Source organism: Nonomuraea mesophila (genome assembly GCF_004352805.1).
Taxonomy (GTDB): Bacteria; Actinomycetota; Actinomycetes; order Streptosporangiales; family Streptosporangiaceae; genus Nonomuraea; species Nonomuraea longispora.
In genome coordinates, this window is the sequence record NZ_SMLD01000260.1 from 1 (window position 1) to 9,366 (window position 9,366).

The window sequence follows — 9,366 nt, forward strand, 5'->3', positions numbered from 1 at the left end:
GCGCCGGCGCTGGCCGAGGCGTCCCGACCCGCGCCCGGCGGGCGGGGCGGCGACCTGCGTTTCACGCCGGTCCGGCCCAACAAGGACGACAAGCTGACCATCCCGGAGAACTACCGTTCCTCGGTGGTCGTGCGCTGGGGCGACCCGGTGCTGCCGGACGCGCCGGAGTTCGACTTCGACGACCAGAGCGCCGAGGCGCAGAGCAAGCAGTTCGGCTACAACTGCGACTACGTGACGATGTTCCCGATGGGCCGTGACCGGGCGCTGCTCTGGGTGAACCACGAGTACACCGACGAGAACCTGATGTTCCGCGGCTACCCCGGCGGCGCGGAGGCCACCGAGGAGCAGATCAGGATCGGCCTGGCGGGGCACGGCGGCTCGGTCGTGGAGATCGAGCGGGAGGGCCGCGCCGGCGAGTGGAAGCTGGTCACCAAGGGGCGTCGCCGCTACAACCGGCGCATCACCGCCGAGACGCCCATGAAGTTCTCCGGTCCGGCGGCGGGCAGCGACCTGCTCAGGACGGACGCCGACCCCAAGGGCCGCAAACCCATCGGCATGCTGAACAACTGCGCGGGCGGCACGACTCCGTGGGGCACGGTGCTGACCGCCGAGGAGAACTTCGACCAGTATTTCGTCAACGGCGACAAGGTGCCGGCCAAGCAGCGGCCGTACACCAAGCGTTACACGATCGCGGAGGGCACTCCGGAGATCAGCCGCAGGTTCGACCGGGTCGATGAGCGCTTCGACCTGGCCAAGCACCCGAACGAGTGCAACAGGTTCGGGTGGGTCGTGGAGATCGACCCGTTCGACCCCGACTCGACGCCGGTCAAGCGTACGGCGCTCGGCCGGTTCAAGCACGAGGCGGCCAACACGACGCTGGCCCGCGACGGCCGCCTGGTCGTCTACATGGGTGACGACTCGCGCTTCGAGTACATCTACAAGTTCGTGTCGAAGGGGCGTTACCGGCAGGGGGCCGACCGGCACAACCGCGACCTGCTCGACGAGGGCACCCTGTACGTCGCCAGGTTCACCGGCGACAGCCCGGAGAAGGAGATCGACGGGTCGGGCAAGCTGCCGAAGGACGGCGAGTTCGACGGCTCGGGCGAGTGGATCCCGCTGGTCTCGGGCGACAGGTCGTACGTGAAGGGCATGACCGCGGAGGAGGTGCTCGTCTACACGCGGGTGGCGGCCGACAAGGTGGGCGCGACCAAGATGGACCGCCCGGAGGACATGGAGCGCAACCCGGTCACGGGCGGCGTGTACGTCGCGCTGACCAACAACTCCGAGCGCACCCCGGCCCAGGCGGACGAGGCCAACCCGCGCGCCTCGAACAAGCACGGCCACGTCCTGGAGATCGTCGAGCGGCGCGACGACGCCGGGGCGAGGAGGTTCGCCTGGTCGGTGCCGCTGGTCTGCGGCGACCCCGACGACGCGAACACCTATTTCGCGGGCTACGACAAGAAGAAGGTCTCGCCGATCTCCTGCCCGGACAACGTGACGTTCGACCGCGACGGCAACCTGTGGATCTCGACGGACGGCAACGCGCTCGGCACGAACGACGGCCTGTTCGTGATGCCGGTACGCGGCAGGGAACGCGGCCATCTGCGCCAGTTCCTCACCGTCCCGGTCGGCGCGGAGACCTGCGGCCCGATGGTCACGAAGGACCAGCGCAGCGTGTTCGTGGCGGTGCAGCACCCGGGCGAGGTCGACGGCGCGAGCCCCGACAAGCCGGGCAGCCGCTGGCCCGACGGCGACCAGCCGCGCCCGTCGGTGGCCGTGGTCTGGCACAAGAAGGGCCAGAAGATCGGCTCTTGACCTCAAGTTAAGTTGAGGCTCTAATCTCCATGCCATGAGCATGGAAATGACCGCGTGGCACCAGCTGTACTCGATGAACAACCGGCAGGAGCGTCGCTCCGTCTCCAGGGCGACGCTCCGGCGCATCGCCGCGTTCGCCCGCCCGCACCGCCGCAGGCTGACGCTGTTCCTGCTGCTCAGCGTGGTCATGGCGGGCCTGGCGGTGGGGTCGCCGCTGCTGGCGGGACGGGTGGTCGACGCGATCTTCAACGCCGAGCCGCTCAGCGTGGTGGTCGTGGTGGCGCTGATGATCGCGGGCCTCGCGGTCGCGGAGGCGGGCATCGGGCTGCTCAGCCGCTGGTTGTCCGCAGGGCTGGGGGAGAGCCTGATCCTCGACCTGCGTACGGCCGTCTTCGACCACGTCCAGCGCATGCCGATCGCGTTCTTCACCAGGACGCGCACGGGCGCGCTGGTCAGCCGGCTCAACAACGACGTGATCGGCGCGCAGCGGGCCTTCACCGACACGCTGTCCAGCGTGGCGGGCAACGTCGTGACGCTCACGCTGACGCTCATCGCGATGCTCGCCATCTCCTGGCAGATCACGCTGCTCGCGCTGCTGCTCCTGCCCGTGTTCATCGTGCCCGCGCGGCGCATGGGCACGCGGATCGCGCGGTTGCGGCGCGAGGCGGCCGACCACAACGCGGCCATGGGCACCCAGATGACCGAGCGGTTCTCCGCGCCGGGCGCGACCCTGGTCAAGCTGTTCGGCCGGCCCGCGCACGAGTCGGCCGAGTTCGCCTCCCGGGCCCGCCGGGTGCGCGACATCGGCGTACGCACCGCCATGACGCAGACGGTCTTCGTGACCGCCCTGACGCTGGTGTCGGCGCTCGCCCTGGCCCTCGTGTACGGGCTCGGCGGCTTCTACGCGCTGCGCGCCCAGCTCGCCCCCGGCGCGCTGGTGTCGATGGCCATGCTGCTCACCCGCCTGTACGCCCCGCTGACCGCGCTGGCCAGCGCCCGCGTGGACGTCATGAGCGCGGTCGTCAGCTTCGAGCGCGTCTTCGAGGTGCTCGACCTCAAGCCGCTCATCCAGGAGAAGCCCGACGCGCGCCCGGTCCCCGAGGGCCCCGTGTCGGTCGAGTTCGACGACGTGCGCTTCGCCTACCCGTCGGCCGACAAGGTCTCGCTCGCCTCGCTGGAGGAGGTGGCCACGCTGGACACGCGCGGCGGCGTCGAGGTGCTGCACGGTGTCTCGTTCCGGGCCGAGCCCGGACAGATGGTGGCGCTGGTCGGCTCGTCCGGCGCCGGCAAGTCCACGATCGCGCAGCTGCTGCCCAGGCTGTACGACGTCGACGCGGGCTCCGTACGGCTCGGCGGCGTGGACGTACGCGACCTGACCGCCGACTCGATCCGCGACACGCTCGGCATGGTCACGCAGGACGGGCACCTGTTCCACGACACGATCAGGGCCAACCTGCTCCTCGCCAGGCCGGAGGCGGAGGAGGACGAGCTGTGGGACGCGCTCACCAGGGCCCGGCTGGCCACGCTGATCGAGTCGCTGCCCGACGGGCTCGACACGGTGGTGGGCGAGCGCGGCTACCGGCTGTCGGGCGGCGAACGCCAGCGCCTGACGATCGCCCGGCTGCTGCTGGCCAGGCCCCGGGTGGTGATCCTGGACGAGGCCACGGCGGCGCTCGACTCCACCTCGGAGGCGGCGGTGCAGGCGGCGCTCGGCGAGGCGCTGCACGGGCGTACGGCGGTGGTGATCGCGCACCGGCTGTCCACGATCCGCGCCGCCGACGTCATCCTGGTGATCGAGGACGGGCGGGTGGTCGAGCGCGGCACGCACACCGAGCTGCTCGAAGCCGGGGGCCGGTACGAGGAGCTGTACACCACTCAGTTCGCCGAGCCGGCGGTGGCCGAGGCGGTGGCCTGAGGATCAGCGGGCGCGGCGGGCTCGGCAGATCCGGAGGGCTCGTCGCGTCCGGCGGCCCCGCGCAGCGAGAACAGCGCGACCGGGATGCCCGCCAGCACCACGACCGCCGCGACGACCAGGGCGAACCGGTAGCCGTCGAGGAAGGCGAGCAGCGGCGCCCGGTCGCCGGCCGCCTGCCTGACGCTCAGGAGCGCGCCCAGCACCGTGACGCCGAGCAGCCCGGACACCTCGCGTGACACGTTGAACATGCCCGAGGCCACGCCCGCCCTGTCCTGGGGCATGCCGTTGAGCACCGCGGCCGTCAGGGGCACGAGCATGCCGCCGCCCAGGCCGTACAGCAGGAACCAGGGCGCGACGTCCGCGTAGGTGCCGTCGGCGCCGACGCGGGAGATCAGGTAGATCGCCACGCCCATGAGCGCCATCCCGAGCGCCACCGTACGTCCGATGCCGAGCCAGGAGGTGATGCGCTGCGATGACATCGCGACCACGGCCATGACGAGCGCCATCGGCACGAACGCGGCGCCGGCCTCGGTGGGGGAGAAGCCCAGCACGTTCTGCAGCCACAACGCGCTGAAGAAGTAGATGCCGAACACGCCGAACGACCAGATCCCGCTGGTGATCAGCCCGCCGCTGAACACCCGCGAGCGGAACAACACCATCGCCGCCATCGGCTCGGCGGCCCAGGACTCCACCAGCACGAATGCCGTGGCCGCCGCCGCGGCGACGCCGAACGCGGCCAGGATCGGGGGCGAGGTCCAGCCCGCCGCCTCTCCTTCGATGAGCGCGTACGTCAGGGACGACAGGGCGACGGCAGAGGTGGCCAGTCCGGGCAGGTCGAGGCTGCGCCGCACGCGCGTGAAGGCGGGTCTGACGGCCCAGAGGGCGAGGCCGAAGGCCAGCAGCCCGAGCGGGACGTTGACCAGATAGATCCAGCCCCAGTGCAGGTGCTCGCTGATGAAGCCGCCGGCGAACGGGCCGAGCGCCATGGACAGCGCCCCCGCGGAGCTCCAGACGCCCACGGCACGGCCGCGCTCGCCGGGGTCGGGGAAGATCTGGCCGATCAGGGCCAGCGCCGTGGGCGTGAGCAGCGCCGCGCCGACGCCCTGCACGGCCCGCGCCGCGATGAGCGTCGCGCCCGTGGTGGCCAGGCCGGCGGCCAGCGAGGCCAGCGTGAAGATCGTCAGGCCGGTCAGGAACACCCTGCGGGCGCCGTACACGTCGGCGAGGCGGCCGCCCGCCGGCATGAGCCCGGCGAAGAGCAGGATGTACGAGCTCACGATCCACTCCAGGCCGCTGATCGACAGCCCGAGCTCGCGCTGAATCGTGGGCAGGGCGACGTTGCCCACGTTGTTGTCCAGGTACGTCATGAACGTCCCCAGGGTCACCGCGCCAAGCGCCCACCATCGCACGACATGTCCTCCTATACACCGTACTTGTACGGCGTACAGTTGAACGTGTACGTCGTATAGTTGTCAACCGTGGCGAAGAAACTGACCGCGCGGGCGATCGCGGAACGAGCCCTGGAGATCGGCGACGCCGAAGGGCTCGACGCCGTCACGATCCGGCGGCTGGCCTCCGACCTGGGCGTCACGCCGATGGCCCTCTACTGGCACTACAAGAACAAGGAGCAGCTGATCATCGGCATGGCCGACCACCTGGTCGGCGGCTTCGCGCCCAAGCCGGCCGACGAGCGCCCGTGGCAGGAGCAACTGCGCGACCTGACCGAGGGCCTGATCAGGACCCTGCGCGCCCACCCCTGCGCCAAGGACGTGATCGAGCAGATCGACGCCGTCACGGTGCCGAGCTTCCTGGCCGTCTGGGACCACGCGCTCAGGCTGACCCGCGCGGCCGGGTTCAGCGTGGAGGAGAGCTGCCTGATCACGCAGTACCTGCTGCACAGCGCCACCGCCATCGCCGACGCCACGGCCGCCCAGCAGGCGTCCCCGTCCGGCGAGGCCGAAGCGCAGCGGGTCAGGCGCAAGCGGCTCGACCTGCAGTCACTGCCCGTCGAGAGCTACCCGCACCTGGTGGAGATGGCGGGCCCGCTGGTCGAGCGGAAGGACCCGCACCTGTACGACACGTTCGGCGTCGACCTGGTGCTCAGCGGCATAGCAGCGCTCGCGGCCCGGCGTTAGGGTCGTGGTTCATGGCCTTCGAGTTGATCTGCGAGATCGAACCGCCCACAAAGCCCGATCTGAAGCACGTCAGGCACCAGATCGGCACCATGAGCAAGGTCGCCCACGCCTTCCTCATCCCCGACAACCACATCGGCCGCGCCACCGTGTCGAGCGTCGCGGTGGCGCACGAGGTCGAGGCGATGGGCGGGCGCGGCATCGCCTGCCTCAACTCGCGCGACCGCAACCTGCTCGGCTTCCGCCGCGACCTGCTGACGGCGGCGGCGTACGGCGTCGACCAGTTCCTGTTCGTCTACGGCGACAAGCCCGCGAGCGGCAACCGTACGAGCGATCTCACCGTGCGATCGATGATCGAGGAGGCCAGGGAGTTCTCGCCCGGCTCCCGTCTGGGGGCGGCGGCGGGGTTGCGCCCGCTGCCGGCCTGGAAACGCGCGGCCGACTTCCTCTTCCTCCAGGTCTCCTTCTCGGTGGAGGCGCAGGTGCGCTGGCGCGAGGCGCACCCGGTGGACGCGCCGGTCTACGCGGGCGTGATGGTGCTGGCCAGCGCCGCCCACGCCCGCAGCCTGGCCACGACGATTCCCGACATCGCGCTGCCCGACGCCCTGGTGCGGCAGGTGACCGGCGACCGCCAGGCGGGTGTGGAGGCGGCCTGCGAGCAGGTGCTCGCCCTGCGCGACTCCGGCGCCTTCGACGGAGTGCACCTCATCCCCGTCTCCCGCTACCGCGACGTCGAACGCCTGCTCGCCGCGACCATGCCCCATTGATGACGTACGGCTGACCTGTCGCAGGCGTTAACGGGCGCGTTGGCGCAGCCCCTCGACGTCGTGGATGGTCACGCGCCGCCGCCCGGTCTCGATCAGGCCGCGGTCGCGCAGCGTGCGCAGCGCCTTGCTGACGGCCTCGCGGGACGAGCCCGTCCACCCGGCCAGCTCGTCCTGCGACAGCGGGAGCGCGACGCGCAGGCCGCCGGCGGTCTGCTCGCCGTAGCGGTCGGCCAGTTCGAGCAGGCGCGTCGCCACCCTGCCCGTGGTGTCGAACGCGCCGTACTCGATGCGCTTCCTGTCGGAGTCGCGCAGCCGCTCGCTGACGAGCTTCATGAGCAGCACCGCGACGCGCCCGTGCGTCTCCAGGAAGGAGACGAAGTCGCGCACGACGAGGCCGGTGACGGGCTCCAGCGTGGTGACCGTGGCCGAGCGCGGCGAGCCGTCGATGGCCGACTGCTCGCCGATCAGCCCGCCGGGGCCGCGTACGGCGAGCACCACCTCGTTGCCGCCGCTCGTGTGCGAGGAGACCTTCACCCGGCCCTCCAGCAGCACGAGCACCCAATCTGACGTGTCGCCCTCGGTGATGACGGTCGTGCCGCGGTCCCAGCGTCGCAGCCGCCCCGCCGCGCGCAGCGCCGCCACCTCCTCGTCGGTGAGCAGGGACAGGAACTCGCCGGGCTCTGCGTTCATGGGCCCGATTATGTCGGTACAGGAGGCGACGTTCTACGGCAGATCGGTGAGAACGTACGCCGCGACGAGTTCCTCCTTGCCCTTGAGGTTGAGCCGCCCCAGGGACCGCACCGTCGCGTCACGGCCCAGCTGCTTGTACGTCGTCTCGCCGATGACGACCGTGCCGGGTTCGGCGACGCCCTGGAGCCTGGCTGCCACGTTGACGCAGTCGCCCATCGCGTTGAAGCCGCGCAGCTCGGGGCTGCCGATGTTGCCGACCAGGGCGGGGCCGGTGTTGACGCCCACCCGGAATGTCGGCCACTCGACGTCGCCGTCCCGCTTCCACGCCATCTCCTCGGCCACCTCGGCCGCGGCGCGCTGCATGTCGAGCGCGGCCCGGCAGGCGGCCTTGGCGTGATCGGCCTGCAGGGCGGGCGCGTTGAACAGGGCGAGCAGCGCGTCGCCGACGAACTGCACGATCGTGCCGCCATTGTTCAGGATGCAGGGCACGGCCGCCGTGTGGTAGCGGTTGAGCATCTCGACGATCTCGCCGGGCGACACCTTCTCGGAGAACGTCGTGAAGCCCTTGAGGTCGGCGAAGAGCGCGCTCAGTTCCTTCACCTCACCGCCGAGCGCGGCCTGACCCGGGTCGGCGAGCAGCGCGTGCGCCACGTCGGGCGACATGTACTGGTGGAACAGGGTGTGCAGCTCCTTGTAGAGACGGGCGTTCTCCAGGGAGATGGACAGCTGCCCCGCCAGCGTGGCGGCCAGCGCCTCGTCCTGGCTGGTGCGGCCGACCGGCACCTCCAGCACACCGGCGAGGCTGCCCTTGACGGTCAGGGGGAAGGCGAGCAGGTGCTCGCGCCGGATCGGGGTGTCACCGTCGAAGCTGTAGTCGCGCGAGCCGATCTGCGTGCTCCCGTCGGCGACCAGCCCGATCTTGACGTCACCGTACGCCTGCCGCACCCGCTCCAGCGACGAGGCGAGCAGCTCCTGCTCGGGCAGGCCGATCCGGGTCTGGGCGCTCACCGAGACCAGGGCGGCCAGCCGCTCCGACAGCTCACGCTCGTTGGCCAGCGCCTCGCCGGCCCGGTCGAGCACCGCCGCCTGCCCTTCGTTGAGCCGGAACTTGCCCGACAGCCGCGCAGCGGCCAGCGGCTCGCCGCGGCGTACGTGCTCGACCAGCTCTTCGAGCGCCTTGTCGTAGTCCTGCTGGATGCGGCGGACGGTCGCGGCCAGCGCCACCGAGTCGAACAGCCCGCCGCTCGACCCCTCGCGCCTGAACTGCAGGTAGGCGCTGTAGGCCACGAACACGAAGGCGAACGTGAGCAGCAGGTGCCACTCCCACCAGGACAGGTGCCAGTTGAGCTGCGACATCCCGGCGACCATGCTCTCGGCCAGCAGCGCGTACGCCGTGATGAGGCTGATCAGCATGGCCGACGGGCGGCGGCGGTGCAGGCGGAACATCAGCACGCTCGCCGCGCCGTAGAGCAGCAGGCCGGGGATGGACGCCCACACCAGCCAGCCGATCGGCGTGACCATCGGCGGCTCGCTGAGCGTCGTCAGGCCGGGGACCAGCGAGGTGACGCCCCACACCACCATGACGGCGGCGAGCGCGCCGCGGATGACGTGCTGGGCACGGAGCACGGACCTGGCCGCGGCCTCGCCCAGCGGCAGCGCCGAGCCGAGCGCGAACACCGCCGCGATCGACAACCCCACCTGCTGGCCCAGGTCGAAGCCGAGCGAGCCGGCCGGCAGGATGATCTTGGGGGTGGCCAGGCCGTGCAGGAAGAAGAAACCCGCGCTGCTCAGGAACACCATGGAGACGAGGAACAACCGGGCGTCGTTGCGGCGCCGTGACGCCTCGCTGACCATGACGCCGAGCACGACGTTGACCCCGGCCACAAGGACGATCATCCAGAAGTGGCTGGCGTTGTGCTGCCAGGAGATGTTGATGTGCGGCTGGCTCAGCAGCAACCAGAGGCCGAGCAGCGGCAGGACGAGGTGGATGCCCCACACCACGCCGCGCACCGGCTGGGTGGCGGGAGGCAGGTAGGGGGACGGACCG

The 9,366-nt window shown here is 70.9% G+C and carries 7 protein-coding genes; 4 read left to right on the forward strand and 3 right to left on the reverse strand.

The genetic code is table 11. The features are described from left to right. The coding region (locus tag E1295_RS45490) for a PhoX family protein (RefSeq protein ID WP_132641210.1) at window positions 1–1,815 on the forward strand (1,815 nt) is incomplete at its 5' end. A 34-nt stretch (window positions 1,816–1,849) separates the two neighbouring features. Next, window positions 1,850–3,730, forward strand: coding sequence for an ABC transporter ATP-binding protein (locus tag E1295_RS45495; protein ID WP_132641212.1), 1,881 nt, complete (start codon window positions 1,850–1,852; stop codon window positions 3,728–3,730). On the opposite strand, the gene E1295_RS45500 is transcribed toward E1295_RS45495, so the two are convergent. Then, window positions 3,691–5,139, reverse strand: coding sequence for an MFS transporter (locus E1295_RS45500; protein WP_246081181.1), 1,449 nt, complete (start codon window positions 5,137–5,139; stop codon window positions 3,691–3,693). The genes E1295_RS45495 and E1295_RS45500 overlap by 40 nt on opposite strands. Before the next feature lie 69 nt (window positions 5,140–5,208). Between E1295_RS45500 and E1295_RS45505 the strand changes: the two genes are divergently transcribed. Both E1295_RS45505 and E1295_RS45510 read left to right on the forward strand, forming a co-directional pair. Further along, window positions 5,209–5,865: a TetR/AcrR family transcriptional regulator gene (locus E1295_RS45505; protein ID WP_166427740.1), complete on the forward strand. Its 657-nt coding sequence runs from the start codon at window positions 5,209–5,211 to the stop codon at window positions 5,863–5,865. A gap of 11 nt (window positions 5,866–5,876) precedes the next feature. Then, on the forward strand, window positions 5,877–6,629 hold the full coding sequence (locus E1295_RS45510; RefSeq protein WP_132641216.1) for a methylenetetrahydrofolate reductase: 753 nt from the start codon (window positions 5,877–5,879) through the stop codon (window positions 6,627–6,629). A 27-nt stretch (window positions 6,630–6,656) separates the two neighbouring features. Here the strand turns inward: E1295_RS45510 and E1295_RS45515 are convergent, their stop codons facing one another. Together E1295_RS45515 and E1295_RS45520 are read right to left on the reverse strand one after the other, a co-directional pair. Next, complete coding sequence (locus E1295_RS45515; RefSeq protein ID WP_132641218.1) at window positions 6,657–7,319, reverse strand: Crp/Fnr family transcriptional regulator; 663 nt, start codon at window positions 7,317–7,319, stop codon at window positions 6,657–6,659. Between the two features lie 33 nt (window positions 7,320–7,352). Next, a partial coding sequence (locus tag E1295_RS45520) for an adenylate/guanylate cyclase domain-containing protein (protein ID WP_220449231.1) occupies window positions 7,353–9,366 on the reverse strand: 2,014 nt, incomplete at its 5' end.

Bases quoted from the DNA above. Each gene is read 5' to 3' on its own strand.
- E1295_RS45495 (WP_132641212.1), top strand. From the start codon at position 1,850: ATGAGCATGGAAATGACCGCGTGGCACCAGCTGTACTCGATGAACAAC.
- E1295_RS45510 (WP_132641216.1), top strand. From the start codon at position 5,877: ATGGCCTTCGAGTTGATCTGCGAGATCGAACCGCCCACAAAGCCCGAT.
- E1295_RS45515 (WP_132641218.1), bottom strand. From the start codon at position 7,319: ATGAACGCAGAGCCCGGCGAGTTCCTGTCCCTGCTCACCGACGAGGAG.